The organism is Acetobacteroides hydrogenigenes (genome assembly GCF_004340205.1).
Lineage (GTDB): Bacteria > Bacteroidota > Bacteroidia > Bacteroidales > ZOR0009 > Acetobacteroides > Acetobacteroides hydrogenigenes.
This window is the reverse complement of the sequence record NZ_SLWB01000003.1, coordinates 214,935-240,185: the sequence shown is the minus strand read 5'-3', so window position 1 is coordinate 240,185 and position 25,251 is coordinate 214,935. Positions and strand designations below refer to the sequence as shown.

The following is a 25,251-nucleotide window of genomic DNA, read 5'->3' as shown; positions in this document are numbered from 1 at the left end:
GTTTACTACAGAATCTATTTGGGGAAGGTGTGTATGAACGTTGCAGTGCAACGACTATATGGCCAACCTACATTTATTCTTTTGACTGGGAGAATACCATAAAAAAATAACCACAAGCTGCAACAACTAGAAAATCTTTTTATACTTTTAAACGTTACTAAAAAATACTAACCAATACTTTTACGTATGACGCAACGTCAGTATAAAGGAACCGATGCACAAATGCTGATGGCATCGAGCCAAATTGCCGAACGCGGAATTGAGCATGTTGATATCCTCAGCGCTCGCCGCCCTCAGTGGAAGAGCCCTTTCTTCCTCGACCTGAAATCAAGAATCTCCACTGCATTCGATAAGAATATCGGTGTAGACATCCTCTCTCAAATTAAGGAAGCTACCGCAACGGTAACGGACACAATTGCAACTGCTCACCGTGGTATTATGGATCTTAAGGTTGAAATTGAGGTTGGCTTCAGAAAGAACCCAACCCGCATGGATGCCCTACTAATCCTACTTGGCTACAACAAGCTGCCTAAAAAGAACACCACACAGGCTGGCTACGTAAATATGCTACAAACGCTCAAGAGCAACCTTACCCCAGAGGTAAAGACCGAACTGGTTCAGGCAGGTGCAAACCCTACGGCTATCGACTCGCTACTGCAGCAAGCTGTTCAGCTTATTGAAGCAAACGATAGACAGGAATCGCTGAAGGTTAACCGTAAAACCGTAAACTCGGTGAACGTAGAGGAGCTAAACGACATCTACGACGAGGTTATCTCTGTATGCAAGCTCGTGAGCACCTACTTTGCCGACAACAAGGTGCTTGTCGACCAGTTTAACTTCACCAATGCGCTTAAGGCTCAGGGGTACGTGCCATCTGTAAAAAAGACGAACCCTACCACTCCACCCACTAAGTAAGCAATATACAAGTATAAAAGAAGGGCTACCGTTTGTGTAGCCCTTCTTGCTTTTACAGTTAAGGCAGTAGCGTACCTAGGACAGGTAGTTGCTCTCACAGAATAGGTCGTTGGAGAGAAAGACAAAGTAGAAGCATCCCCAGAACAGATATTTGGAGAGAAAGACAAGGTAGAAGCGTACCCAGAACAAGTAGTTGAAGAGAAAGACAAGGTAAAAGCGTTCCCAGAACAAGTAGTTGAAGAGAAAGACAAGGCAAAAGCGTTCCCAGAACAAGTAGTTGAAGAGAAAGAATAGGGAAAAACCTTAACAGAAGATTCCGTTGGATATCCTTAGCATACGATTGCTCATTATGGGCAAACTATAGCATACAGCTCAGAATATTGTACCTTTGCCCCCATGGAAAACCGCAAGCAGATCGTATCGAATGGGCTGGCCAACATGGGCATCGCCCACCTGACCCCCATGCAGGAGGAGGTTATCGAGGCCGTAGAGGAGCACCCCGAAGTTGTTGTGCTATCGCCCACCGGATCGGGCAAGACGCTGGCCTTCCTGATCCCCATTGTGCACCACCTGCGCCCCAACGCGGGGTTCGTGCAGGCGCTGGTGCTTACGCCCACGCGCGAGCTGGCGCTGCAGATCGAGCAGGTTTTCCGCCACCTAAAAACGCGCTTCAAGGTGGTATGCTGCTACGGCGGCCACCCCTTTTGGATGGAGGCCAACAGCCTAAAGGAGCCACCTGCGCTGCTCGTTGGCACCCCCGGGCGCATCGCCGACCATATCCGCCGCGGCACCATCAGCCCCGAGCTCGTCAGCTTTTTGGTGCTCGACGAGTTCGACAAGTGCCTGGAGCTGGGCTTCGACGAGGAGATGGCGCAAATTATGGAGAACCTGGAGAATCTGGGCAAGAAGGTGCTTACCTCAGCCACCGATGCGCTCGAAATACCACCCTTCGTCGGCCTGAACAGCCCCCACAAGCTATCGTACCTCGATGGGCCAAGCACCACCGAACGGCTGGAGCTAAAGATCGTACGCTCGGAGCACCACGACAAGTTTGGGGCGCTGGTAAACCTGATCTGCCAGCTGGGCGAAAGCACCATGCTCGTCTTCGTAAACCACCGCGATGCCGCCGACCGCCTTTGCACCATGCTCATGGAGGAGGGCATCATCTCCGACGTCTTCCACGGAGGGCTCGAGCAGCCCGAGCGCGAGCGCTCGCTCATTAAGTTCAGAAATGGAAGCATAAAGATCCTCGTTGCCACCGATCTCGCCTCGCGCGGGCTCGACATCCCCGAGATCGGTCACGTGGTGCACTACCAGCTACCCGAAACCGAGGAGGCGTTCGTCCACCGCAACGGCCGTACCGCCCGCATGAAGGCCAACGGGTGTGCGGTACTCGTACTTGCCGAATCCGAAGACCTCCCCCACTACGCCAGCACCGACATCGAGCAGCTGCCGCTCTCGAAGGAGGCCGAGCTGCCCCCCCAACCCGATTGGACCACCATCTACATTGGCGCAGGCAAGAAGGATAAGCTCAGCAAGGTGGATGTAGTAGGATTCCTGATCCAGAAGGGAGGCATCGAAAAGAGCGATATTGGCCGGATAGACATCCTCGACAAGTCGGCCTTTGTGGCCGTACGGCGCCAGCTGGCCCACGAGCTGGTTAAAGCGGTTCGCAACCAGCCCGTAAAGAAGCTAAAGCCCACCATCGGGGTCTCGTGGTAGCGCATCGGCTTAGCGGAAACCAATTATCCAAATATAATCGCAAGCTTTTTTGATGTCATTAAACATATCCGTAAGCTAAATAGACCCATTGACGAACAATTTCCCTCTATTACCTTTGTAATCGATTACAAACCGTAACTTAAATCTCGCAACATGTCGCAAATTCAACAGGAAAAAATGTTTTCGGCCGAATGGTGGAAGGCCGTTGGCTACATTCTTCTGGGCAGCTTCATCTTTACGATGGCTATCGTCATGCTCGTTTCCCCCTTCAAGATTGCCCCTGGAGGCACCTATGGAATCGGGATCGTGCTTCACCACCTCTTTGGATGGAACATCAGTACGGCAGTTGCCTTCCTCGACTGGCCGCTTCTACTAATAGGCACCCTCGTTCTTGGCCCCATCTTCGGATTTAAAACTGCGCTTGCGACAGCGGCAGGGCTAGGCTTCACCTGGCTATTCGAAACCCAAATATGGACCTCGGGTCAACCGCTAATCGACGATCCACTCCTAGCCTCCATCTTTGCCGGAGTCCTTTACGGTGTTGCCATGGGCATCATCTTCAAGTCGAAGGCCACCTCGGGCGGTAGCGATATCATTTCGATGATCCTGCACAAGTACACCCACATGTCGCTGGGTAAGCTGGTGCTCATCGTCGACTCGATCATCACCCTTATTACCGTACCTGCCTTTGGCGACTGGAAGCTCCCTTGCTACGCATGGATTCTGATCTATATCCAAAGCAAGATTATCGATATGATTGTTACCCAAGAAGGGTTTAACAAAACGGTGATGATTATCTCGGACGAGTACGAGAAGATCCGCCAGGTGATCCTAAAAGACCTCGATCGTGGAGGCACCCTTATTAACGTAAAGGGGCTTTACCAGGAGCAGGACCGTAAGATGATATACGTAGTGCTCAACCGTCGCGAGGTGGAAATCCTAAAGCAGGAGATCCGCAAGATCGACCCTAAGGCGTTCGTAAACGTTACCGGTGCGGGCGAGATTCTCGGAAATGGTTTCCAACCACACGCCTAAAGCACGCACGAAGCTCAAATAAAAAAGCCGTAGAACATCTGCGGCTTTTCTTTTACCCCCAACCTAGAGCCCAATATCCTCGGCAATTTCGCGCATCGCCACCACCGATATCCCAGCAAATGCGGCAATGGGAATGCCAATCAGCTCGCATTCCATGATATTCTCGCGCTTAACAGATGCTGCAAAGCTCTTCTCCTTCATCCGCTTTACCACCGACGACGGCTTGACGGAAGCCACCTTCTTATCGGGGTAAACCATTGCCGTTGCGGTAATAAGGCCCGTAATTGTTTCGCCAGCAGCAAGAGCATGGTCTAGCAAAGTAGTTCTAGGCTCAGGAGTAGCCATTTCATTATGCCTACGAATGGCATCAACAGCAACCTGTTGGAGTCCGTTTTCTTTAAGGAAATCGGCGGCAACATTGCCATGCTGCTCGTGGTCCCCCTCCGTTTCTTCCACATCCAAATCGTGAAGAAGCCCAGCAAGCCCCCATAGGTTTACATCCTCGTTAAAGTGAACCGCCAACCGTCTCATTACGGCTTCCGAAGCTAGGCAATGGGCAACCATTCTGGGGTTCTTAATACGGTCATGCAGCAGCTCTAATGCTTGTTTTCGATCCATAATACTATGCTTAAAAATTGGGGTTAATTTATAAAAAAGCGCGTGTATACATTCTGTAGCATCCAAAATCCTTCGAACGAATAGATGCCATGTTTAGCACATTTTGGAAGTATAGATTTACGAAGAATAGTACCTTTGCAAAAAACAACAACAATGGTACTACTTAAAACCTTAGCTGTAGTTATCGGGTTGCTGGCAATTGCATTTGCAGGGCTAGGCATCAGAATATGGATTAAGGGCAAGTTCCCCGACACCGAGGTAGAAACCAATCCGGCTATGCAAAAAATGGGCATCAAATGCGCCAAACAGGAGGAATGGGAAGCCCACTGCGAACAAACAGGCACCGATTTTGGGAGCTGCAGCTCTTGCTGCTCTACCTGCGGCAGCCATTAGGATAGAAAGCACTAAAAAGGGCTGTCAACAGTTGTTGACAGCCCTTATATTTTCAGCATTCAAGTCCTTTTTCCTACTTCAGAATCAGTTTCTCAAATCCTGGCGTAGCAAAAGTTTCAAATGCGCCATTCTTACCAGAGTATACCATATACGCCTCAAATTCAGGATGAGCAGCTAAGAACTCCTTAGCCTTATCAACCCCCATAACCATAAAAGCCGTAGCATAAGCATCAGCATATGCGCAGTTGCCAGCAATTACCGATATGCATAGTAGCGTGTTGCGGGCAGGATAACCCGTTTTAGGATCGATAGTATGCGAATATTTAACCCCATTTTCTACGTAAAACTTGCGGTAGTTCCCAGATGTTGCCAAAGCTTTCCCGCTAGGTAGCTCCACCTTGGCCTGTAGATCTTCACCTGGGGTAACGTTACCATCGTAGGGCTTATCAATGCCAATTGTCCATGCTTTTCCTCTCGAATTAAGCCCTTTTCCAAAGGTTTCCCCTCCTATCTCCACCAGATAATCGGTTATCCCTTTACTCTCGAGGTATCTAGCAACCACATCAACAGAATACCCCTGAGCAATAGCGTTAACATCAACAAAAATCTTTCGGTTGCTCTTTTGCAGCTTTCCTGCCACCAGCTTCACCTTTTCCATACCAACAAGAGTAAGCAAGCTATCGATATGCTGCTGGCTGATCTTATCCTTATTTTTCAAGCCAAAGCCCCAAGCGCGCACAAGAGGACCAACGGTAATATCAAATGCCCCATTGGTAGCCTTGTAAACCTCTACAGCATAGCTAAAGCATTCGGTCAAATAGCCATCTGCAGCTACCGAGGTATCGTTATCGTTCATCCTAGAAATGATGCTCTTTTTGTTGTAGATGGAGAGTGAATTGTCAAAATCGTTCAGCAGAGAATCTACTTGTGGCTGCAAATTTCGCTTTTCAGGGTCTCGATACGAGATGCTGTATGTTGTTCCCTGCGCAAAACCGCCAAATCGCACATACTCCTTTTCTCTACTGCTACACGATGCAAGTATTGCTACTGCGGCAATCGTAATAGCCAATTTTATCTTCATATTATGACGTTTTTAAGGATAGAAAAAATAAGGCTCTCAGAATAGAGAGCCTTAAATGATATAGGGATTAACCTCCAAAGTCGTCGAACATGATGTTTTCTTTTGGAACTCCCAAGTCGAATAGCATCTTCTCTACAGCTGCATTCATCATAGGAGGACCGCATAGGTAGTACTCGATATCCTCTGGTGCATCATGATTCTTGAGATAGTTCTCAAAAATCACCTGGTGGATAAAGCCGGTAGGACCGGTCCAGTTATCCTCTGGCTTAGGCTCTGATAGCGCAAGATTAAACTTGAAGTTAGGGAAATCCTTTTCAATAGCCCTAAACTCATCCTCGTAGAATACCTCACGAAGCGAGCGAGCACCGTACCAAAAAGTAGCTTTCTCCTGATGCTTCTCTGTATGGAACAGGTGGAAGATATGCGAACGCATAGGGGCCATACCTGCACCACCACCAATAAACATCTTCTCGTTTTTGGTTTGCTTCAGGAAGAACTCTCCGTAAGGTCCTGAAACGGTTACCTTATCGCCAGGCTTACGTGAGAAAATATAAGACGAGCAGATACCAGGGTTAACATTCATGAAAGCACCCTTAGCACGATCCCATGGTGGAGTGGCAATACGAATGTTTAGCATTACAATATTACCCTCTGCAGGGTGGTTGGCCATAGAGTATGCACGGAAGGTTTCCTCCTCGTTCTTTGTCTTAAGATCCCACAACTTCAGGCTATCCCAATCTTCGTGGTACTCCTTTTCGATATTAAAGTCAGAGAAGTTTGTTTCAAACTTTGGTACATCAATTTGGATGTAACCACCAGACTTAAACTTAAGGTTTTCCCCTTCAGGAAGCTTAACCACGAACTCCTTGATAAAGGTTGCCACGTTGCGGTTCGAAACCACCTCGCATTCCCACTTCTTGATACCAAGAACCTCTTCGGGAACTTCAACCTTCATATCCTCTTTTACCTTAACCTGACAGGCAAGGCGCCATTTTTCTTGCTGCTGCTTACGCGAAAAGAAACCCGTTTCGGTAGGTAGAATTTCGCCACCACCATCGGTAACCTTACACTTACACATACCGCAAGAACCACCACCACCACATGCTGATGGGAGAAAAATTCCGTTATTTCCAAGAGTGCTAAGCAAGGTAGATCCCGACTCCACCTCAAGCTGTCTTTCGCCGTTGATGTCAATTGTGGCCAATCCTCCAGGCGTAAGCTTCTTCTTTAGGAATAGAATTAACCATACCAAAAGCAAAGTCAACGAAAGGAAGACGATGACAGCTGTTATGATAAGCGATGTTTGACTAAATAGCAAAATCATCATTCTGTTTTTAATAATTACAACTTAATACCTAGGAAGCTCATAAATGCAATCCCCATCAAACCGGTTACGATAAAGGTAATACCGATACCCTTAAGCGGTGCTGGCACATTCGAGTACTTCATCTTTTCACGAATTGCGGCAAGGGCAACAATGGCCAAGAACCAGCCAATCCCCGAACCTGCAGCAAAAGAGGTTGCCTCACCTAAGGTTTCGTACTCGCGCTTTTGCATAAATAGAGAACCACCAAGAATGGCGCAGTTTACAGCAATCAGCGGAAGGAAAATTCCAAGGTTAGCATATAGAGATGGAGAAAATTTCTCAACCGCCATCTCTACAATTTGCACAATTGCAGCAATTACCGCAATAAAGATGATAAAGGATAGGTAGCTCAAATCTACAGAATCGAAATCGGCACCTAACCAAGAAAGAGCTCCCGGAACAAGTACATACTTGTTAAGAAGGAAGTCTACAGGTACGGTAATAATCATCACAAAAACAACCGCAATACCTAGTCCTAACGCCGTCTTAACTGTCTTAGAAACCGCCAAGTAAGAGCACATTCCCAAGAAGAAGGCGAAAATCATGTTGTCGATAAAGATCGACTTGACGAATATATTAAGTAAGTTTTCCATACCTCAAGTCTTATTTCTCTTGTAAATCCTTATTTCGGCTTTTTTGGAACCAGATAATACACCCTACAATAATAAGAGCTGCAGGAGGAAGAATCATAAATCCATTATTGGCGTAAAAACCGCCATTCGAGATGTACAGCGACTCTGGAATAATGCGCATTCCGAGCAAGGTTCCAGAACCAAATATTTCGCGGAAGAACGCAATAATTACAAGAATTAAGCCGTATCCCATACCGTTACCCAACCCATCTAGGAACGAAGGCCAAGGCTTATTGCCAAGCGCAAATGCCTCCAAGCGACCCATGATGATACAGTTGGTAATAATAAGCCCCACAAATACGGATAGTTTTTTACTTACATCGTAAACGTAGGCACGAAGAATTTGGTCTACCAAAATTACAAGAGCAGCAACCACCACCAGCTGAACAATGATACGAATACGGTTTGGAATTCCATTGCGCATCATGGAGATGATGAGGTTCGAAAAAGCAGTAACCACAGTTACCGAAATTGCCATAACTAGTGCTGGCTTAAGCTGAGCGGTTACCGCCAATGCCGAACAAATACCGAGAATTTGAATGGTAACCGGATTCTCTCTATCAAGCGGCCCAGTGAGCAGCTTCATGTTTTTTGCTGAAAACAATGATTCTTTTTGGCTCATGGCTTATTTTTTCATTTGAGATTTAAAGAATGCTTGATAAGGGCTCAAGCTATTACTTAAAGCAGCATCCAAACCGTTGCTGGTAAGCGTTCCTCCAGAAATGGCATCAACACCATGCTGATTGGAGGGATCTGCACCACCCTTTATCAGGCGTACAGAAGTAAAGGTTTCTCCTTCAAAAATCTTCTTCCCTACAAAACGCTTTTGGAATTCAGGAGTGTTAATTTCAGCACCTAGGCCTGGAGTTTCTCCCTCATGATCGAATACAGCACCACAAATGGTATTGTAATCGGCCTCCAATGCAACGTATCCCCATACTGGTCCCCAAAGACCATTACCGCGGATTGGAACAATTACTTTAGACTCGCCATTATCTCCCTTGTATACAAATACAGGAAGTTCGCGCTGTTCTAGAGGTTTCTTTTGTTCTGCTTTTAAATCAATCTTAAAGGCATCTTTACCTTCAAGTTTCTTTCCTTCGCTGCTAACAGCAAAAGATTCTACAATATACTTCTCGTACATCCCCTTGATATACTCCACCTTGTTTGGTTGGGCATCTGCATCAAGTGCTTTTCCTACCGACTTGAGGATTTGCCACTGCTGCTCAACAAGGATATTAGCCTGTTGTGCAGGAGTTAAGAAAATGTTAGCCAAGGTTAAAGCAATGGCAACAAGGATAACCATTACGGCCGAGTAGGTAAAAATATAGGAATTTTTCTCTTTGTTCATGGCTGATCTGTTTTGTTGTTATGCCTTTACCTTTGCACGTTTTAGCCTGCGCTTGATATTCGACTCTACTACAAAGTGGTCGATAAGCGGAGCAAAAGTGTTGAGTAAAAGGATTGAAAGCATCATACCTTCTGGATAAGCAGGGTTGAATACGCGAATCAGAACGGCCATCAATCCGACTAGGAAACCGTAAATCCACTTACCACGCTCGGTTTGTGCAGCGGTAACAGGATCGGTAGCCATAAATACTGCTCCAAAAGCGAATCCACCCATAATGAAGTGGTAGTAGAACGGCAGTTCCATGTATGGGTTAATCCCAATAACATTGAAGATTAGCCCCATAACAGCACCACCAGCAAATACGCTCAGCATAATCTTCCAATTACCGATTCCGGTGAAGATTAGGATAGCAGCTCCAATAAGAATTGCAAGGGTTGATGTTTCGCCAATAGAACCTGGGATATACCCCATGAACATATCGTAGGCGCTAGGGAGCTTATCAACGAGGTTAGACTTTGCAATAGCAAGCGGAGTAGCGCCAGAGAAGCCATCTACAACACCATCGCCACCGGTAAGTCCGGCAATCCAAACAAAGTCACCAGAGATCTTTGACGGATAGGCAAAGAACATAAAGGCACGCGCAAGTAGTGCAGGGTTGAAGATATTCATTCCGGTACCTCCAAAAACCTCCTTGCCAAAAATTACGGCAAAAGCAGTAGATACGGCAACCATCCAAAGTGGTGCATCAACCGGCATAATAAGCGGAATAAGCATTCCGGAAACAAGAAATCCCTCGTTTACCTCATGCCCGCGCATTTGTGCGGCAATAAACTCTATACCCAGACCAACAACGTACGAAACAACGACAATAGGCATCACCTTAAGGGCACCAAAGCCGAACATTTGCCAGAATGTCCACGTATCAACTTGTCCAAGAGAGCGTGCATGCTGGAAGCCAACGTTCCACATACCGAAAAGTAGAGCAGGCACAAGCGCAATAATAACAACTGACATTATACGCTTCAAATCCACCGCATCCCTAATTTGGCTGCCATGAGTTGTTACCTTCTTCGGAACGTAAAGGAAAGATTCGAAGGCATCAAACGTAGATTGAAGCTTCGCATATTTTCCGCCCTTCTCGAAGTTTGGCTTTATTTTATCAATAAAACTTCTTAACGACATTTTTAAACGAATTAAGGGTTATGGATTAGTTCATCTCCTTAATCATCAAATTCAAGCCCTTACGAACAATTGCCTGAATTTCGATTTTTGATGGATCTACAAACTCGCAAAGAGCGAAGTCTTCTTCTACCACCTCGTAAATTCCTAGCTTTTCCATAGCATCAATATCTTCTGCTAGGATTGCTTTTAGAAGGTATACAGGGTAAATATCGAAGGGAAATACTTTCCCATAAACATCGCTCATTACAAATGCACGCTCACCACCATGGTAGTTTGTGTTTAAAACGTACTCCTTGCTAGGAGTAAGCCACGATAGGAAAGACTTGGAGAAGCTGAATTTATCCAACCCAGGTAGAGCCCAACCGAAGAACTCATATTGGTCTCCCTCGGGAATAACAGCCAGCATATTATCGTAAAATCCAATAAATCCTTCCGAAGAGATCTTCGTACCCGACAAAACGCTTCCGCTCACAAAACGAACATTTTTATCAGACGAAACCCCTCCTTCTAGCAAGTTCTTAATAGATGCACCTTGAATAACCTTGTAGTAACGAGGCTTTTTAACTTCAGAACCCACAGCAGCTACGGTCTTTTGTACATCATATCGGCCAGTGGCAGCAAGTCGTCCAATTGCGGCAACATGTTGGGGGTCGATAGTCCAAACAATCTCCCCCTTGTTTATAGGTGAAATGCGGCTTATTTGAGTCCCTACATTACCAGCTGGGTGTGGTCCCTGAAATTTATTGATTTCGACACCTGTACACTTTTCAAAAACAGGGGAAGAATATTTAGCATTAACCCCCAAATGAACCTTACCATCGGTAAGCTTTTTTAGCACCTCTATTCCCTTATAGAAATGCTCCTCTTCTCCCCTTAAAAGAATATCGTAATCTGGTGCTAACGGCGAAGAGTCGAAGCAAGAGATAAAAATACCTTTAGGTGTGGTGTTTGGATTGGCTATAATGCCATAAGGTCGCTGCTTAATAAAAGGCCAACAACCTGAAACTAGCAGCTTTTCAACTACCTGCTCTCGGGTTATCGATAAAAGGTCACCTACCTCGAACGACTCGTACTGCTGCTCTGCATCAGGAGTAATCACAACCTCTAAAAGAAGCCTTCTTTCTCCTCGATTTATTGCAGTAACCTCGCCGCTAACAGGAGATGCAAAAACAATGTTATGGTTGTACTTGTCGAACATAACGGCAGTACCAGCCTTAACCTTGTCTCCTACCTTTACAAGCAACTTGGGAACTAGTCCCTGAAAATCAGCAGGCTTAATCGCATAAGCGACTGCTAACGGGGCTTTTGTGACAACTGTTTCAGCTTTTCCAACCATTCGGATGTCTAAGCCTTTAGTTATCTTATAAACGTTTGACATGCTTGTGTATTTGTATTATAGACTAACTTTACATGCTATTGCGTTGTTCACAAATATAGGCTTCCCTTTTCTGTGAAAACGCAAACACAAAGGAAAGAAATAGTTTATTAATTTAAGGCTACGAATCTATATTTTAGGACATATATTAAGAAGAACTTTACTAATTTTAATTAAAACCTTGCTGCAACAAAGTTTGTCGTTTATCATTGTCAACTATAAAATGTTCTATCCCAAATGACCTATCACAAGTTTATAGCTGGTCTGCTTTTCTTGCTCTGTTTTGAGCCAAGCCAAGCTCAGCATCGTATTAAAATTATTGATACGGAGATTAAAAGCCTACAGATATTTGCGAATCAGAATATCAGCACCTTTCCTAGCATCAATTTAAACAGTAACGAGGTAATATCCATTACCTTCGACGACCTCCACCCTAATGCACCTCGAAATTTGACGTATAAAATAGTGCACTGCGATGAGAATTGGACAGACGAAAACCTGTTTCAAGCAACCTTTCTCGATGGGTTTCAGGAGCAGCCTTTGTACAATAGCGGTTTTTCGAACAATACATTAACCCGATATGTGCACTACTCTATTAACTTTCCAAACAACGATGTAAAGCCGAAAATATCTGGCAACTACATGATTATTATTTCAGATACGGACACGCAACAACCGCTACTCAAAGCCGGTTTTATGGTTGTAGAAAAGCGAGCCTCCCATATTGCCTCTATTGCAATCCCAACCAACAGCAGCTATCAGACCTCGCATCAGCTTAATCTAACCGTTTTACTTCAAGAACTAAACGTAACAAACCCGACCCGTGATGTAAAAACTAAAGTATATCAAAATTACGTTGAACTTCCGGACTCCCTTCAGCCACAATCCGTAAATACAGGATTAAACTCGATTTTTTACAGCCGTACAGATAAAAACATATATCCTGCTGGTAATGAATTTCGAACAATAGATATACGAGATGTACACTATACATCAACCAATGTAAGTTCAATTAAACAAGGACAAGATCTGTACTACATTCTTCTTCGCCCAGATAAATCGCGTGACGATTCCCCATACGCTTACACTTTCGACTATAATGGTAAAATGGTTATTGCGGGATTAAACGTTAACAATCCCAACACAGACTGCGACTATTATAGCGTAATGTTCTCGTTAAGTACACCCTACTTGGGAGATTCTTTTGATGTTTACCTAGAAGGAGAACTTACGGGATGGGGACCTTCTAACCACGCTAAAATGCTGTATAACAACACCACCAACTGCTATGAAATTCCGCTTCTTCTCAAACAAGGTTTTTACAGTTACGTGTATGTTGTGAGAAATCATAATGGAGACGCTTTAATGCAACTTTCACCAGAAGGAAACTTCAGCCAAACTGAAAATTCATATCAAATTTGTACCTACTACAAAGGAATCCGAGACACCTACACACGTCTTATATCAACTACAACTATCGAACAAAATAAAAAAGCATCGAAATAATGCTAAAGAATAAATAACCTCCTGGCACAAAATTTGGTGTATAATGGGTTGATATTTACATAAAACGTTTCTTATCAACATGCACAGCCATGAAAAAAGGTGTATTTATTTTCAATTTAGTGCTAGCATCTACTCTACTAGTTGCAGCAAGTAATAGTAACAAGAATACTCTATTTACTAGCATACAAAAAACCGATTCGCTAGAAACAGCAATAGAAGCACCTCGCTTTACATTTATTGCTAATATTGTTTCGCCCACAAGAGGGCAGGTTCGCAATCTTACCCCTAACTACGATCTTAAAGTAACCAAAGACACGATCATTGCCTACCTTCCATTTTTTGGCAGAGCATATACGGCTCCATTATCTTCTGAAGAAGCAGGAATAATGTTTACAAGCACACAATTTAGCTACACTAAAAAGCAGACAAAACATGGAGGTTGGTTAATTACAATCAAAACCAAAGATACTAAATCGAGATTTGAGTTATATCTTTCCATTTCAAAAAATGGCTATGCCTCTCTGAATGTTGTGTCTATAGACCGAGAGAGCATAACCTTCATGGGAGAAATCAAACAGCCCTAAAAGAAAAAAACAACAAATGCCGCAATAGTTAGGTATAATATCTATATTTGTTGCCTTTTTAAAATTTTTAAAACATGCAGAATATAGAATTACTAACATGGCTCGGCTATTTGGCATCACTCGTTACTGCCACATCACTCCTAATGAGCGCACCACTAAAACTCCGATGGCTTAATCTGGCTGGATCTACTCTTTTTGCCGCATACGGCTTCCTAATTGGAGCCCTTCCTGTTGGCTTTTTCAACAGTTTAATCATCATTATTGATGCTTACTATCTTATCCATATCTATAAATCTTCCAGTGCTTTTAAGGTTCTTCTTGTCGATTCAAAAGAGAAAATTCTAGATCTTTTTCTATCAAAACACTCTAAAGATATTGCCTCTATTTTCCCGAAATACAATAACATGCTAGAAAACTGCAATATTGTAGCGCTACAAGTGCGGAATATGGAGGTAATTGGAGTGGTTGCAGGCAACAAAAAAGATAACGAACTTGAGATTATTGTAGACTATACGTCTCCTCAAAATAGAGATTACAAGCCAGGAAAATTTCTGTTTACAAAATCATCAACGCTTAAAGACCTTGGCATCGAAAAAGTATGGGCAAAAGCTCACACCTCTGCCCACAAAAAATACCTTTTAAAAATGGGGTTTAAAGAGAATAACTCCGATTACAGTATAAATATTTCCTAACAGGCAAGGCCTACAGCTTTTCCTTGATAATTTTGGCCAACTCATTAAGGTATCTTTCATCAATCTCATCGAACGATGAAAGATACTCACTGTCAATATCGAGAATAAGAGCCACCTCCCCACCTTTAATTATTGGCACTACAATTTCCGATTTAGATAGCGAGCTACAAGCTATATGTCCAGGAAATTTGTCTACATCCTCTACCACTATCGTCTTCTTTTGCGCATAAGCAACTCCGCAAACGCCCTTATTATAAGCAATGCGAGTACAAGCAACAGGTCCCTGAAAAGGGCCTAAAACAAGTTCTCCATCAGCAACCCTGTAAAACCCCACCCAAAAAAAGTTAAGGCCAAACTTAAGGGCTGCGGCAATATTTGCAAGATTTGCTGTAAGATCCTGCTCATAACTAACAAGAGCCTCTATTTGAGGTAAAAGTTCCTTGTAGCTCTCCTCTTTTGTTGCATTATCTGATATCAAAATATCCTCTGCCATAAACGTTTAACATTTTATTAACACCTCGTATAAACGCCTTAATCTCAGCATTTGAGCCATCAAATGTAGCAATCATATTTGAAATGGTAGCATCGCAAATATTCGATAAAATTAGATTATCTAAAATAATCTTCTATTTTTGCAGAAAACGAGAGTAATTAGTTTTATGTCGAAAACAACTATAATAACGCTGACTGTTGCTTTTTTGCTGTTGCTATCTATTGATTCTTCAGCAAGACGTGTGCATAAGCGACATGTAGTTCGTAAGGCCGACTCTACTGCTATAAAGAAGGAAAAGTTCATCCTTGAAAAGGCGCTAACTAATGTTGCAGACACAGTTGTCGAAGGGCTTATTTCGTTTTCTAAACAGTACCTAGGAACGCCTTACCGCTATAGCGGATCAACCTCTTCCGGATTTGATTGTTCTGGATTCGTAGGCCATCTTTTTAAATCAAAAGGGTTAGAACTTCCTCGAAGTAGTTCTGCGATGGCAAAAGTTGGAGAATCAGTAGAAAAAGGTTCCTTAAAACCAGGCGATCTTGTTTTCTTTAAGGGCAGAGGAAGAAGAAGCGGTGTTGGACATGTTGGAATGGTGGTTCAAGCCAATGACAGTAGCGTGCTTATGGTCCATTCCTCTACTTCTCGAGGTGTAGTAGTTGAAGATATTACGAAGTCTGCTTACTTTAAAAAGCGCTTTATTAAAGCAAAGCGAGTAATGCCTGATCCCTCAACCTCAAAGAATTAAGAAAACTAAAATTATAGTAAAAGGCGCTTTTTGCGCCTTTTTTATTTTACTACAGATTATATTTACTTCTAAGGTACGCTTTTACCATTCGTATCTCGCCATAAGAGCAATCATCCCCTAGCGCAATCTTTGCATCTAAGAGACCTTGATCTGCTTGGTTTTCAAAGTAGTCAACAATCTTATCTACTTTGTTAGAGTTTATAATTTGATAAATATCTAATTCTCCAGCAACTAAAAAATGAGAGAGATGCCCTTCTACTGTTGACACAGCCAAACCTCTTTCACTCGCAATCCGCTCTATTGTCAAGCCTTCCTTAAAAAGGTCAAGAGAAACCTTCTTTGTATCGACCTTTTCAGCAGTTTTTTGCTTTTTCTCCTTCCTTTCTGAATATTCAATTTGATACGATTTCTCGTATGCCAACCCATTATCCTCACAATAGTCGGCAATGATATCAATTATTTCAGGCCCAAATTGCTTAAGTCTTTTATCTCCAAATCCCTTTATGCTTTTTAGATCAGCCATTTTTGTCGGCAACTTAAGAAGCAGGTCGTAAAGGGTCTTTTGCGGAAAAACCATATAAATAGGCACATCGAGTTCCTCTGCTTTACTTTCGCGCCACGATTTAAGTGCAAGATAAAGTTCCGGATTGACAACATTCGCAAGCAATTTCGATTCTGTCTTTTTTCGTTCAACCTTTCCGACTCCTTTATCTATTGACGCCTTTGCACGAGACTCTAAGTAGATTTTTACTTTAAACCCCGATTGTAAAGCCCCTAAACATTGCAACTTTATTCTTATTTCATCCTCTACCCTACGTATCGAATCGGTAAAGGACTTATTCACCGCCTTATTGTCGATATCAATAGACAAACTTTCGATTCCTTTTAAAGCAATTTCATTTATCTTTTCAGCAAAGTAAGCACACCCCTTATTTACTCTTTCCTTAATTACATCATTATTTTCTACATCACCCTCATTTTGCGCAACTAAAGAGACCAGCTGATTTCTAAATTTATCAGATACATCTAGCACCTCACCTTTAAACCTACTAATAATACCAAGAATCGATGTCCTAAGCACTTCATTTATTGCATCGGAATGCTCAGTTGACAACTTTCGACAATAGTTTAGCGAACGAATAATGGAATCAAACATAAATAACTCTAGCAGCAGCTGTTTTTGATAGTCTCGTTTACCCTGCTCAAGATGCAGAAGCGTTGGTACATTCTTTTCCACCTTTTGGGAGAAAGACTTAACAACAGAGTCGGTTTTAATGTTATTAGATGAAATTGGAGAACTAAGTACCAAACCTTCCAACGTTTTACAGCGGCTAAGAGCAACGTACACCTGTCCACTGGCAAATGCCGCCTTTGCATCAACGACAACCTTTTCAAAAGTCAAGCCTTGGCTTTTATGGATAGTAATTGCCCATGCAAGTTTCAACGGATACTGCTCGAAACTACCCACAACCTCTTCTACTATCGCATCTGTTGCCGGATCTAGACAATACTTCGTATTATCCCAACGGGCAAGTAATACGTTTATAGGACTATCATCATCTGAGCATTGCACCCAAATTCCATCATCATCAATATCAGAAACAACCCCAATTTTACCATTATAAAATAGTTTTTCTGGCGAGGAGTCGTTCTTTACAAACATTACCTGAGCACCAACTTTAAGTTCAAGTTCCTGCTCTGTAGGATAGGAATATTCCGGGAAATTACCTGTTATCGTAGCCCTATACTTAAAACTCTCCTTTCCAATTTTAGACAGCTGAGCATCATTGATGGAATGAGCTTGACTATTATGAGTTGTAAGTGTTATGTAGTCATCGCCATCTCTCCTTTCCAAGTTCGGGATATATCGTTTATTCAGTTCGGTAAGAGCTGCTTCATCAATATGGTTCTCGCGTACCTTATTAAGAATATCAATAAATATAGCATCACTCTGCCTATAAATGTGCTTTAGTTCTATCGAGACAAGCTCTGTTTGCCTAAGCGCACGACTACTAAAAAAGAATGGCGTCTCGTAGTACTTATTAAGCAACGACCATTCATCTTCTTTTACCACAGGAGAGAGCTGCTGCAGATCACCAATCATTAAAAGTTGTACACCTCCAAACGGCTTGTAGCGGTTTCGGTAGCGACGTAAAACCTCATCAATTCCATCCAGCAAATCTGATCGAACCATGCTTATTTCATCAATAACCAGCAAATCAAGGCTACGAATGATGTTGATCTTCTCCTTGCTAAATTTTTGATATGAAGGTAAATTATCAGCCAGAACAGGTATTTCAATTCCTCTATCAACCTCTGAATCTTTTGGAATATGAGGACCAAATGCCAATTGAAAGAAAGAATGAATTGTAACTCCACCAGCGTTTATTGCCGCAACGCCCGTAGGTGCAACCACAATCATGCGCTTCACAGATTCTTTTTTCAAGTCATGAAGAAAAGTTGTTTTACCTGTACCAGCCTTACCTGTCAGGAAAATATTTTTACTTGTGAAGTTAACGTACTCGAATGCTAAATTAAGCGGCTGATTTACTTCTTCTTTCATACAAACTTACAAATAGATATCATAGCCTATAAATTTACCGAATAAATAGGTTATTGGCTAGAACAAAAATAAAAAAGGCCACCGCAATGCGGTGGCCTTTCCATATTTTCACGTTTTGCTTATTCAGCAACAACAGTAAAGTTTACTTTAACTTTCACTTCGCGATGAAGCTTAACATCAGCAGTATAAGTGCCAACCTCCTTAACATCGCTAACAGCAATCATCTTACGATCGATGCTGAAACCTTCGGCTTCAAGAGCTTCTGCAATCTGTATGTTATTAACAGATCCAAAGATCTTACCAGTATTAGAAACCTTAGCGCCAATAGTAAGGGTTAGCTCCTCGATTTTCTTACCTAATTCAATAGCATCGTTCTTAATCTTAGCCTCTTTGTGAGCACGTTGCTTAAGGTTTTCAGCGTGCATCTTCTTTGCAGAAGGAGTGGCAACGATTGCTTGACCAGTAGGAATAAGGAAGTTATTAGCATAACCATCACGAACCACTACTACATCATCCTTGTGACCAAGGTTCTCTACATCTTGCTTTAGTATGATTTCCATTTCTTCTAATCCTCCTGGTTTTTACTTCAACATGTCGGTTACAAATGGAAGCAGCGCAAGATGACGTGCTCTTTTAACTGCTTGAGCAACTCTACGTTGGAATTTAAGAGAAGTTCCAGTGATACGGCGAGGAAGAATTCGACCTTGCTCGTTCAAGAATTTCTTAAGGAATTCTGGATCCTTATAGTCTACATACTTAATGCCATTCTTTTTGAAACGGCAGTACTTCTTCTTCTTAACGTCTACTGTAGGTGGGTTAAGATATCTGATTTCGCTTTGTCCTTGAGCCATGGCTTATTCCTCCACTTTTTTTTCTACAGATTTATTACTTCTTCTCTTAATAGCGTATTCAGCAGCAAACTTATCCAATTTGAAAGTTAAGAAGCGAATTACGCGCTCGTCACGACGATACTGAGTTTCTAACTTATCAATGGTTTCGCCATTGGCCTTAAACTCAATAAGGTAGTAAAAACCTGTAGTTTTCTTGTTGATAGGGTAAGCTAATTTCTTAAGGCCCCAATCTTCTTCGTAAACGATCTCGCCACCATTTTCAGCGATCACGTTTTTAAACTTGGTTACCGTTTCCTTTACCTGGGTGTCAGATAAAACGGGAGTTAGGATGAAAACGGTTTCGTACTGATTTAACATACGACGTTGTTTTATTGTTTTGTTAAAATAGGTCGCAAAGTTACGCCTTTTTACTTAATTCGCAAATTATTTCACCTTCAGTTAACTTTATTCTATGATTATTTGCAGCTGTAAAGGAGTAACAAAAAAAGAGATTCTTTCCGCCATTAAAAATGGAGCCCAATCAATTACTGACATTCAAATTAAAACCAAGGCATCCACGGGTTGCGGTAGATGTAAAAATGTAATTATTAGCATGCTAGAAAAAGAGCAAACCAAAATATTCAATAAAAACTCTCAACTAAGAATCAAATTTGATTAAGCAAGCTTATTAAGTATCATCTCAATTCGATGCACCTGCACATCATTTTTCGCTTGTTCATAAACCAGCTTCAAATTCTCTAGAATTTTAACTATAGATGTTCTATTGTCGCAGGGCAAGTAATATGATTCTTGAGGTGCCTCCTTAATCTGATTCAAATAGTAGTCTATTTCCTTTTTGCTTAGAACGCTCCCTCTATTAAACGGGTTTATGTAAAAGAGCACTCGTTGAGAAACAGGAAGACCCTCATCATCTCCATGATAAGGGTCTTTATACGCCAAAATAAAGTTACGAGGTAAGCTTATCCCGTAAATAGGCATTCCCAGTTGTTGTCCTACAGCCATATACAGCAGCGACAAACTTAGTGGATTGCCCTTCTGGGTAAGAATAACATGGTTTAAAGCAAAGTAGTGTGGCGCAAAAAGATTTAATGGATCTGGCGAAAAATGATATTTCTCGTAAAGTACATGGTTGATAACCTTCACCTTTTCGAAAGCCGTAAGATTGCTGCTAATCCCAAGCCAAACCTCTTTCGACATTTGTTCAACCTGATCCTTCAAGTCAGCCAACTGCAGTTCAGGGAAAAGCAGCAGAGCGACCAAATGAGCCCCCTCTATAATGTTTGAGCATCTACTATCAACCCATCGTTGTACCTCATCGCCCATCAAATTGTCGTTTATGCGCTGAAGTACGTTTTCGATAAGCCGTTGTTGCCGTTCTGTAGCCGAATGCGCCCAGAATTCTTCGAGACTAGGGATTGCATCTCGACCCAATTCGAACAAGCGCTGGGATACCGCTTCGAAAACATCCGGAGAGGGATCATCTATAAGAGCAATTAACGCTTTTACTTCCTCGTTCACCATAAATTTTACGGTAGCAAGCACTTAAGAGTTTTTTCAATCATCTCGTTTACGGCCTGAGAATAATTGGCAAGAGCTGTTTTATTTACTCTATTGGCAATGATAGTACAAATTGTAGTAGCATCATGTCCCAACAACTTAGCCAATCCTGCAAGCGCAGAGCTTTCCATTTCGAAATTTGTTATTTTGACTCCGTTATGCTCGAAAGATTCTATTTTTTCGTTGATATTCGGATCAGCAAGAGGCAAACGAAGCACCCTTCCTTGAGGACCATAAAATCCAGGAGCCGAAATGGTTGTTCCTGCTATGGTAAAACCAGCAAAGAGGTCTAAAAGTTCTTTAGAAGACGAAACAAAATAGGGACTTGTAAGTTTAGGGTTCCAGCCAACATGGTGCTTAAATTCATCTTCAAGTTCCAGTTCACAAACCGAATCTCGATTGCCATAAAAGTTCAAAAGCCCATCAAAACCAACAGAAATAGCCGATAACAAATGGGCTCCCAACGGAATATCCCCTTGAATAGCTCCCGAAGTACCTAGTCTCACCAAGGTCAACTTTTTATGTTCTGGTTTAATGGTACGTGTTGCGAAGTCTATGTTTACCAGCGCATCAAGTTCATTAACTACAATATCAATATTATCCGTACCAATACCTGTTGATACTACAGATACTCTCTTGTTATTGTACTTACCTGTAATGGTATAAAACTCTCTATTTGAGACTTTACATTCAATCTCACCAAAAAACGAGGCTACAGTCTCAACTCGGCCAGGATCGCCTACTAGTATAACAACATCGGCAAGTTGTTCTGGACGGAGGTGTAAATGGTAAATACTTCCATCATCTTTAATCAATAGTTCTGAAGGTTCAATTACCCGCATATTACTTACTTTTTTAGGTTAGAAATTAAAGTTAGTAAACTTTCAATTTTTACCAAACAAATTGAAAATAAAAAAGGCTACCGCTTGGTAGCCTTTGTAGTCCATAGGGGAATCGAACCCCTGTTACAAGAATGAAAATCTTGCGTCCTAACCCCTAGACGAATGGACCATCTTGTGGTGCAATCAACTATTCGGATTGCAAGTGCAAAGATCATACATTTGCAAAAACAACTTTTCGCAATTAATTCTGCGCACTTTACTTAATAAAATTAACATCTAATTTCACTAAATAAAAAAGGCTACTTCTCAGTAGTCTTTGTAGTCCATAGGGGAATCGAACCCCTGTTACAAGAATGAAAATCTTGCGTCCTAACCCCTAGACGAATGGACCATTTTGCGGTACAACCCCTTATCCTGATTGCGAGTGCAAAGGTAGTTCAAATTTTCATACTTACAAGACCTAACTATAAAAAACATCACGAAGTGTAATCGAAACGAATCGATTTAAAGGTTACAAGCAACAAACACCTCTAATTAAAAACTGACAAACAACACGTTAAAAACACCGCATCTCACCCGTTAAAAACATCAAACAGAAAAAAAATAACATGCGGTGTTTATTCTCTAGTATAATTATAGAACTCTCCAAATAACCACAAAAAGTTAGCATTCTAGTATATTTATTGCAAAGCATATGCATTAATTAATACCTTTAACTATTTGAATACATCCGTAAAACTCGCAATTTTGCAATTTTAAAAAGGACAAGTTATGGAAAACAAAGAAAAAATTGTTCAGGCCTTTACCCAAGCTGGCAAACCATTAAAGTCAGGAGAAGCAGCAGAACTGGCTAATGTTGATAAAAAAGAAACCGACAAGATTATCAAGGAAATGGTAAAAGAAGGTGCGCTCGTATCGCCTAAACGATGCTACTACGAGCTAAAGCATTCTTAAAAACATTTCCTCCAATTTAATTGTCAGAACTTTTAAGAATCCATTTAATGCCTCTTTCAATCGACAATGTCAACTTTTCGAATATAGCTTTAGTTGGCGATCGCGTACTTGTTAAACCTAAAAGCGAACAGGATAGAACCAAGACGGGTCTATTTCTTCCTCCTGGCGTACAAGAAAAGGAGTACATCCAAGCAGGCTACGTTGTTACAGTAGGCCCAGGCTATCCTATTCCTGCTATTACCGATCCGGATGAGCCATGGAAAGATAACAAGGAGCAAGTAAAATACGTCCCCCTTCAACCTCTTGAAGGAGATTTGGTTGTTTATCTGCAAAGCAGCGCTTGGGAAGTTGAACTGAATGGAGAAAAATTTTTTATTGTACCTCACAACTCCATTCTGCTCATTATTAGCAATCAAGATCTCTTCCAATAGCAATGGAAGTACCCTTTGTAGACATCCACTCGCATAACAAGTGCCGAAGTAGTAATATCACAGTTACTTCGGCCTTTTTAGGTGAAAATATAGCGGAGATACAAAAGCCTTTTAGTATAGGGATACATCCATGGCATTCAGACATTTCAACCAGCAATTTAGAACTCAAATTTAGTCCCTACCTAGATGAAATTGTTGCACTGGGTGAAATTGGATTAGATAGAGCAATTAAAATTCCTATCAGCAAACAAACTAAAATTTTTTTAGCACAGCTGGACATCGCTAAAAAGCATAGTCTACCAGTTATGATTCACTGCGTTAAGGCATATTCAGACATGCTTGCAATCATTCCGAAATATAAAAAGATAACCTATATTTTCCATGGGTTTTATGCTAGCCAACAAATCCTTCGATGTTTACTACCTTATAACACCTTCTTTTCTATGGGAATAAGGGAACTTCAGCGTTCCAAAGGTACTACTCTTATTAGAAGCATACCCGCTAATAGGCTTTTCTTAGAAACAGACGAAAGCGGCACTGAAATTGAAGATGTCTACACTTTGGCATCTAAGGCTATAAGCATAGATATTAAAGTATTAAGAGAGCAACTCTACAATAACTACACAAACTTATTTTAATGAGCAACTGGAACGAGCGAACACTCCTTCTTATTGGAGAAGAGAACTATAAAAAACTAGAAAAGGCACACGTATTAGTAGTTGGGTTGGGAGGTGTTGGTGCATATGCTGCCGAAATGATCTGCCGCGCAGGAGTTGGAGAGATGACTATTGTTGATGCCGACGTGATTTCACCTTCAAACCGAAACAGGCAGCTGCCGGCATTGGAATCAACCCATGGATTGCTAAAATCGGATGTTATGCAATCCCGATTATTGGACATCAACCCAAAGATTAAGCTAAACGTAATCGCCAAATATATTAAGGACGAAGAAACAGACATTCTGCTTGATTCTGCAAAATTCGATTTCGTTGTTGACTGCATTGACACACTTGCACCCAAGGTTAACCTTATTAAGAAAACGTTAGATCGCAAGATACCGCTCGTAAGCAGCATGGGGGCAGGAGCAAAAACTGATCCTACCAAAATTGAAATAAAAGATATTTCCAAATCGCACCATTGTCCTCTTGCCCATATGCTTCGCAAACGACTAGGGAAACTAGGCATAAAAAAAGGATTCCAAGTGGTATTCTCTTCTGAACTAGCACGCCCAGAAGCAGTAATCCTAGTAGAAAACGAACAGAATAAAAAATCAACGGTTGGAACCATCTCTTACATGCCACCGCTATTTGGATGCCACTGTGCTTCAGTTGTTATTAGAGGGCTCCTTGGCGAGATAGAAATAAGAAAGGAGGACTAACGCCCTCCTTTCTTATTATGTTTATTGTGCAGTATAGTTCGTGATATCTTTAAAGCCTAGAAGAAAATCTTTTACAGGCATTCGCTTCTTGCCTGCAAGCTGCAACTCTGCTATAGAAATATAGCCATCGGCACAGGCTACCTTTACAAAGTTTTTCCCATCAGAAACAATCGTTCCAATTGAATGACTATGCAAAATTTTCTCCTTTTGCGACTTATATACTTTTACATTTACAGAATGTTCTTCCTTAACCATTTCGAACCAAGCAGCAGGATATGGAGACAAACCTCGAATGCGGTTATGTATCGCATCTACCCCATTCGACCATACAATACGGCAATCTTCCTTAAATATTTTAGGGGCATGAACAGGTTCATTACCGCGCTTAATAAGCTCTTCCTGATCAATGAACTTCGCATCACCGTTGGCAATTGCATTCGCTGTTTTTACAACAAGTTTAGCCCCGACCTCCATCAGATTATCATGTAGGACACCGGCATTATCTTCAGAGCCTATCTCAACCTCTTCCTGAAAAAGAATATTTCCTGTATCTATTTCGTGTTTAAGGAAGAATGTAGTAACACCGGACTTGCTATCGCCATTAATAATGGCCCAATTAATTGGAGCAGCACCACGGTAACGAGGGAGCAGAGAACCGTGCAAATTAAACGTCCCAATAGGAGGCATTTGCCAAACTACCTCAGGAAGCATTCTAAAGGCAACCACTACAAACAAATCTGCGGCATACCCTCTAAGTTCTTCCAAAAAGGCTTCATCACGCAATTTCTCGGGCTGAAGAACTGGAAGTCCTTTGCTTACAGCAAACTGCTTTACATCTGACTGGTGTAGTTTTTGCCCACGACCAGCGGGTTTATCCGGAACCGTTACCACCGCAACCACCTCGTGTTGGCTATTGAGCAGCGCATTGAGCGATGCCACTGCAAACTCAGGAGTCCCCATAAATACAATGCGTAGCCTCTTCATC

The 25,251-nt window shown here is 42.1% G+C and carries 29 protein-coding genes and 2 tRNA genes; 13 read left to right on the top strand and 18 right to left on the bottom strand.

The features are described 5' to 3' along the window. The first annotated feature begins 186 nt into the window (after positions 1-186). The 3 genes from CLV25_RS05150 to CLV25_RS05140 all read left to right on the top strand — a co-directional run bounded on the left by CLV25_RS05150 (position 187) and on the right by CLV25_RS05140 (position 3,672). On the top strand, positions 187-915 hold the full coding sequence (locus tag CLV25_RS05150) for a hypothetical protein (protein WP_131838565.1): 729 nt from the start codon (positions 187-189) through the stop codon (positions 913-915). A 396-nt stretch (positions 916-1,311) separates the two neighbouring features. Further along, the gene (locus CLV25_RS05145) at positions 1,312-2,637 is read left to right on the top strand and encodes a DEAD/DEAH box helicase (RefSeq protein WP_131838564.1); all 1,326 of its coding nucleotides are present in this window, start codon (positions 1,312-1,314) and stop codon (positions 2,635-2,637) included. Positions 2,638-2,790: 153 nt separating this feature from the next. Then, positions 2,791-3,672 carry a YitT family protein gene (locus CLV25_RS05140; protein WP_131838563.1) on the top strand — a complete coding sequence of 294 codons (882 nt, stop codon included), beginning with the start codon at positions 2,791-2,793 and terminating at the stop codon, positions 3,670-3,672. 63 nt (positions 3,673-3,735) lie between these two features. On the opposite strand, the gene CLV25_RS05135 is transcribed toward CLV25_RS05140, so the two are convergent. Next, a complete protein-coding gene (locus tag CLV25_RS05135; protein ID WP_131838562.1) occupies positions 3,736-4,290 on the bottom strand; it encodes an HDIG domain-containing metalloprotein in 555 nt (184 codons plus the stop codon). Between the two features lie 153 nt (positions 4,291-4,443). On the opposite strand from CLV25_RS05135, the gene CLV25_RS05130 reads away from it, so the two are divergent. Then, positions 4,444-4,683 carry a hypothetical protein gene (locus CLV25_RS05130; protein ID WP_131838561.1) on the top strand — a complete coding sequence of 80 codons (240 nt, stop codon included), beginning with the start codon at positions 4,444-4,446 and terminating at the stop codon, positions 4,681-4,683. Positions 4,684-4,756: 73 nt separating this feature from the next. Here the strand turns inward: CLV25_RS05130 and CLV25_RS05125 are convergent, their stop codons facing one another. From CLV25_RS05125 to CLV25_RS05095, 7 genes are all read right to left on the bottom strand, one after another. Then, complete coding sequence (locus tag CLV25_RS05125) at positions 4,757-5,764, bottom strand: FAD:protein FMN transferase (protein ID WP_131838560.1); 1,008 nt, start codon at positions 5,762-5,764, stop codon at positions 4,757-4,759. Positions 5,765-5,831: 67 nt separating this feature from the next. Then, positions 5,832-7,088 (bottom strand): NADH:ubiquinone reductase (Na(+)-transporting) subunit F, encoded by a 1,257-nt coding sequence (nqrF, locus tag CLV25_RS05120; protein ID WP_131838559.1) that lies wholly within the window; start codon positions 7,086-7,088, stop codon positions 5,832-5,834. Positions 7,089-7,105: 17 nt separating this feature from the next. Further along, positions 7,106-7,723 carry an NADH:ubiquinone reductase (Na(+)-transporting) subunit E gene (gene nqrE / locus CLV25_RS05115; protein ID WP_131838558.1) on the bottom strand — a complete coding sequence of 206 codons (618 nt, stop codon included), beginning with the start codon at positions 7,721-7,723 and terminating at the stop codon, positions 7,106-7,108. 10 nt (positions 7,724-7,733) lie between these two features. After that, positions 7,734-8,384 (bottom strand): NADH:ubiquinone reductase (Na(+)-transporting) subunit D, encoded by a 651-nt coding sequence (locus tag CLV25_RS05110; RefSeq protein ID WP_131838557.1) that lies wholly within the window; start codon positions 8,382-8,384, stop codon positions 7,734-7,736. Between the two features lie 3 nt (positions 8,385-8,387). After that, the gene (gene nqrC / locus CLV25_RS05105; protein WP_131838556.1) at positions 8,388-9,113 is read right to left on the bottom strand and encodes an NADH:ubiquinone reductase (Na(+)-transporting) subunit C; all 726 of its coding nucleotides are present in this window, start codon (positions 9,111-9,113) and stop codon (positions 8,388-8,390) included. 18 nt (positions 9,114-9,131) lie between these two features. After that, entirely contained in the window at positions 9,132-10,295 is a 1,164-nt protein-coding gene (locus CLV25_RS05100) for an NADH:ubiquinone reductase (Na(+)-transporting) subunit B (RefSeq protein ID WP_131838555.1), read from the bottom strand. 25 nt (positions 10,296-10,320) lie between these two features. Beyond that, on the bottom strand, positions 10,321-11,673 hold the full coding sequence (locus tag CLV25_RS05095) for a Na(+)-translocating NADH-quinone reductase subunit A (RefSeq protein ID WP_131838554.1): 1,353 nt from the start codon (positions 11,671-11,673) through the stop codon (positions 10,321-10,323). A gap of 234 nt (positions 11,674-11,907) precedes the next feature. Between CLV25_RS05095 and CLV25_RS05090 the strand changes: the two genes are divergently transcribed. The 3 genes from CLV25_RS05090 to CLV25_RS05080 all read left to right on the top strand — a co-directional run bounded on the left by CLV25_RS05090 (position 11,908) and on the right by CLV25_RS05080 (position 14,452). Then, entirely contained in the window at positions 11,908-13,176 is a 1,269-nt protein-coding gene (locus tag CLV25_RS05090) for a type IX secretion system plug protein (protein ID WP_131838553.1), read from the top strand. A gap of 89 nt (positions 13,177-13,265) precedes the next feature. Further along, a complete protein-coding gene (locus CLV25_RS05085) occupies positions 13,266-13,760 on the top strand; it encodes a DUF4251 domain-containing protein (RefSeq protein ID WP_131838552.1) in 495 nt (164 codons plus the stop codon). 74 nt (positions 13,761-13,834) lie between these two features. Next, entirely contained in the window at positions 13,835-14,452 is a 618-nt protein-coding gene (locus CLV25_RS05080; RefSeq protein ID WP_131838551.1) for a hypothetical protein, read from the top strand. 10 nt (positions 14,453-14,462) lie between these two features. Here CLV25_RS05080 and CLV25_RS05075 read toward each other — a convergent pair whose 3' ends face one another. Further along, on the bottom strand, positions 14,463-14,945 hold the full coding sequence (locus CLV25_RS05075; RefSeq protein ID WP_131838550.1) for a GAF domain-containing protein: 483 nt from the start codon (positions 14,943-14,945) through the stop codon (positions 14,463-14,465). A gap of 241 nt (positions 14,946-15,186) precedes the next feature. Between CLV25_RS05075 and CLV25_RS05070 the strand changes: the two genes are divergently transcribed. Continuing rightward, positions 15,187-15,690 (top strand): C40 family peptidase, encoded by a 504-nt coding sequence (locus CLV25_RS05070; RefSeq protein ID WP_165876990.1) that lies wholly within the window; start codon positions 15,187-15,189, stop codon positions 15,688-15,690. A gap of 49 nt (positions 15,691-15,739) precedes the next feature. On the opposite strand, the gene CLV25_RS05065 is transcribed toward CLV25_RS05070, so the two are convergent. The 4 genes from CLV25_RS05065 to rpsF all read right to left on the bottom strand — a co-directional run bounded on the left by CLV25_RS05065 (position 15,740) and on the right by rpsF (position 19,461). Continuing rightward, positions 15,740-18,253 carry a helix-turn-helix domain-containing protein gene (locus tag CLV25_RS05065; protein ID WP_131838548.1) on the bottom strand — a complete coding sequence of 838 codons (2,514 nt, stop codon included), beginning with the start codon at positions 18,251-18,253 and terminating at the stop codon, positions 15,740-15,742. Between the two features lie 119 nt (positions 18,254-18,372). Then, positions 18,373-18,813: a 50S ribosomal protein L9 gene (rplI, locus tag CLV25_RS05060; RefSeq protein WP_131838547.1), complete on the bottom strand. Its 441-nt coding sequence runs from the start codon at positions 18,811-18,813 to the stop codon at positions 18,373-18,375. Positions 18,814-18,834: 21 nt separating this feature from the next. Beyond that, positions 18,835-19,104, bottom strand: a complete 270-nt coding sequence (gene rpsR / locus CLV25_RS05055; RefSeq protein WP_131838546.1) for a 30S ribosomal protein S18 — start codon at positions 19,102-19,104, stop codon at positions 18,835-18,837. 3 nt (positions 19,105-19,107) lie between these two features. Beyond that, positions 19,108-19,461 carry a 30S ribosomal protein S6 gene (gene rpsF / locus CLV25_RS05050; RefSeq protein ID WP_131838545.1) on the bottom strand — a complete coding sequence of 118 codons (354 nt, stop codon included), beginning with the start codon at positions 19,459-19,461 and terminating at the stop codon, positions 19,108-19,110. Between the two features lie 94 nt (positions 19,462-19,555). Between rpsF and CLV25_RS16160 the strand changes: the two genes are divergently transcribed. Then, positions 19,556-19,762, top strand: a complete 207-nt coding sequence (locus CLV25_RS16160) for a (2Fe-2S)-binding protein (RefSeq protein ID WP_131838544.1) — start codon at positions 19,556-19,558, stop codon at positions 19,760-19,762. Here CLV25_RS16160 and CLV25_RS05040 read toward each other — a convergent pair. The 4 genes from CLV25_RS05040 to CLV25_RS05025 all read right to left on the bottom strand — a co-directional run bounded on the left by CLV25_RS05040 (position 19,759) and on the right by CLV25_RS05025 (position 21,894). Beyond that, a complete protein-coding gene (locus CLV25_RS05040; RefSeq protein WP_165876989.1) occupies positions 19,759-20,622 on the bottom strand; it encodes a transglutaminase-like domain-containing protein in 864 nt (287 codons plus the stop codon). The genes CLV25_RS16160 and CLV25_RS05040 overlap by 4 nt on opposite strands. 8 nt (positions 20,623-20,630) lie before the next feature. Then, the gene (locus CLV25_RS05035; protein WP_131838542.1) at positions 20,631-21,503 is read right to left on the bottom strand and encodes a nucleoside phosphorylase; all 873 of its coding nucleotides are present in this window, start codon (positions 21,501-21,503) and stop codon (positions 20,631-20,633) included. Positions 21,504-21,600: 97 nt separating this feature from the next. Further along, positions 21,601-21,672, bottom strand: a tRNA-Glu gene (locus CLV25_RS05030). Positions 21,673-21,822: 150 nt separating this feature from the next. Continuing rightward, a tRNA-Glu gene (locus CLV25_RS05025) sits at positions 21,823-21,894 on the bottom strand. A 380-nt stretch (positions 21,895-22,274) separates the two neighbouring features. On the opposite strand from CLV25_RS05025, the gene CLV25_RS05020 reads away from it, so the two are divergent. From CLV25_RS05020 to CLV25_RS05005, 4 genes are read left to right on the top strand one after another with little or no spacing between them, the layout of a single operon-like run. Continuing rightward, positions 22,275-22,457: a MarR family transcriptional regulator gene (locus CLV25_RS05020; protein WP_131838541.1), complete on the top strand. Its 183-nt coding sequence runs from the start codon at positions 22,275-22,277 to the stop codon at positions 22,455-22,457. 47 nt (positions 22,458-22,504) lie between these two features. After that, positions 22,505-22,888 carry a co-chaperone GroES gene (locus tag CLV25_RS05015; RefSeq protein WP_131838540.1) on the top strand — a complete coding sequence of 128 codons (384 nt, stop codon included), beginning with the start codon at positions 22,505-22,507 and terminating at the stop codon, positions 22,886-22,888. 2 nt (positions 22,889-22,890) lie between these two features. Beyond that, positions 22,891-23,526 (top strand): TatD family hydrolase, encoded by a 636-nt coding sequence (locus tag CLV25_RS05010; RefSeq protein ID WP_131838539.1) that lies wholly within the window; start codon positions 22,891-22,893, stop codon positions 23,524-23,526. Then, on the top strand, positions 23,526-24,266 hold the full coding sequence (locus CLV25_RS05005) for a tRNA threonylcarbamoyladenosine dehydratase (protein ID WP_131838538.1): 741 nt from the start codon (positions 23,526-23,528) through the stop codon (positions 24,264-24,266). Before CLV25_RS05010 ends, CLV25_RS05005 begins: the two co-directional genes overlap by 1 nt. Before the next feature lie 21 nt (positions 24,267-24,287). Here the strand turns inward: CLV25_RS05005 and fmt are convergent, their stop codons facing one another. After that, positions 24,288-25,250 carry a methionyl-tRNA formyltransferase gene (gene fmt / locus CLV25_RS05000; RefSeq protein ID WP_131838537.1) on the bottom strand — a complete coding sequence of 321 codons (963 nt, stop codon included), beginning with the start codon at positions 25,248-25,250 and terminating at the stop codon, positions 24,288-24,290. Between the last annotated feature and the right edge of the window lies 1 nt (position 25,251).

Bases quoted from the DNA above. Each gene is read 5' to 3' on its own strand.
- nqrE (WP_131838558.1), bottom strand. From the start codon at position 7,723: ATGGAAAACTTACTTAATATATTCGTCAAGTCGATCTTTATCGACAAC.
- nqrC (WP_131838556.1), bottom strand. From the start codon at position 9,113: ATGAACAAAGAGAAAAATTCCTATATTTTTACCTACTCGGCCGTAATG.
- CLV25_RS05140 (WP_131838563.1), top strand. From the start codon at position 2,791: ATGTCGCAAATTCAACAGGAAAAAATGTTTTCGGCCGAATGGTGGAAG.
- CLV25_RS05125 (WP_131838560.1), bottom strand. From the start codon at position 5,764: ATGAAGATAAAATTGGCTATTACGATTGCCGCAGTAGCAATACTTGCA.
- CLV25_RS05135 (WP_131838562.1), bottom strand. From the start codon at position 4,290: ATGGATCGAAAACAAGCATTAGAGCTGCTGCATGACCGTATTAAGAAC.
- CLV25_RS05090 (WP_131838553.1), top strand. From the start codon at position 11,908: ATGACCTATCACAAGTTTATAGCTGGTCTGCTTTTCTTGCTCTGTTTT.
- CLV25_RS05075 (WP_131838550.1), bottom strand. From the start codon at position 14,945: ATGGCAGAGGATATTTTGATATCAGATAATGCAACAAAAGAGGAGAGC.
- CLV25_RS05085 (WP_131838552.1), top strand. From the start codon at position 13,266: ATGAAAAAAGGTGTATTTATTTTCAATTTAGTGCTAGCATCTACTCTA.
- CLV25_RS05010 (WP_131838539.1), top strand. From the start codon at position 22,891: ATGGAAGTACCCTTTGTAGACATCCACTCGCATAACAAGTGCCGAAGT.
- CLV25_RS05065 (WP_131838548.1), bottom strand. From the start codon at position 18,253: ATGAAAGAAGAAGTAAATCAGCCGCTTAATTTAGCATTCGAGTACGTT.
- CLV25_RS05110 (WP_131838557.1), bottom strand. From the start codon at position 8,384: ATGAGCCAAAAAGAATCATTGTTTTCAGCAAAAAACATGAAGCTGCTC.
- rplI (WP_131838547.1), bottom strand. From the start codon at position 18,813: ATGGAAATCATACTAAAGCAAGATGTAGAGAACCTTGGTCACAAGGAT.
- CLV25_RS05150 (WP_131838565.1), top strand. From the start codon at position 187: ATGACGCAACGTCAGTATAAAGGAACCGATGCACAAATGCTGATGGCA.
- CLV25_RS05020 (WP_131838541.1), top strand. From the start codon at position 22,275: ATGGAAAACAAAGAAAAAATTGTTCAGGCCTTTACCCAAGCTGGCAAA.
- CLV25_RS05005 (WP_131838538.1), top strand. From the start codon at position 23,526: ATGAGCAACTGGAACGAGCGAACACTCCTTCTTATTGGAGAAGAGAAC.
- CLV25_RS05100 (WP_131838555.1), bottom strand. From the start codon at position 10,295: ATGTCGTTAAGAAGTTTTATTGATAAAATAAAGCCAAACTTCGAGAAG.
- CLV25_RS05015 (WP_131838540.1), top strand. From the start codon at position 22,505: ATGCCTCTTTCAATCGACAATGTCAACTTTTCGAATATAGCTTTAGTT.
- rpsR (WP_131838546.1), bottom strand. From the start codon at position 19,104: ATGGCTCAAGGACAAAGCGAAATCAGATATCTTAACCCACCTACAGTA.
- rpsF (WP_131838545.1), bottom strand. From the start codon at position 19,461: ATGTTAAATCAGTACGAAACCGTTTTCATCCTAACTCCCGTTTTATCT.
- CLV25_RS05080 (WP_131838551.1), top strand. From the start codon at position 13,835: ATGCAGAATATAGAATTACTAACATGGCTCGGCTATTTGGCATCACTC.
- CLV25_RS16160 (WP_131838544.1), top strand. From the start codon at position 19,556: ATGATTATTTGCAGCTGTAAAGGAGTAACAAAAAAAGAGATTCTTTCC.
- CLV25_RS05095 (WP_131838554.1), bottom strand. From the start codon at position 11,673: ATGTCAAACGTTTATAAGATAACTAAAGGCTTAGACATCCGAATGGTT.
- CLV25_RS05145 (WP_131838564.1), top strand. From the start codon at position 1,312: ATGGAAAACCGCAAGCAGATCGTATCGAATGGGCTGGCCAACATGGGC.
- CLV25_RS05035 (WP_131838542.1), bottom strand. From the start codon at position 21,503: ATGCGGGTAATTGAACCTTCAGAACTATTGATTAAAGATGATGGAAGT.
- CLV25_RS05130 (WP_131838561.1), top strand. From the start codon at position 4,444: ATGGTACTACTTAAAACCTTAGCTGTAGTTATCGGGTTGCTGGCAATT.
- fmt (WP_131838537.1), bottom strand. From the start codon at position 25,250: ATGAAGAGGCTACGCATTGTATTTATGGGGACTCCTGAGTTTGCAGTG.
- nqrF (WP_131838559.1), bottom strand. From the start codon at position 7,088: ATGATTTTGCTATTTAGTCAAACATCGCTTATCATAACAGCTGTCATC.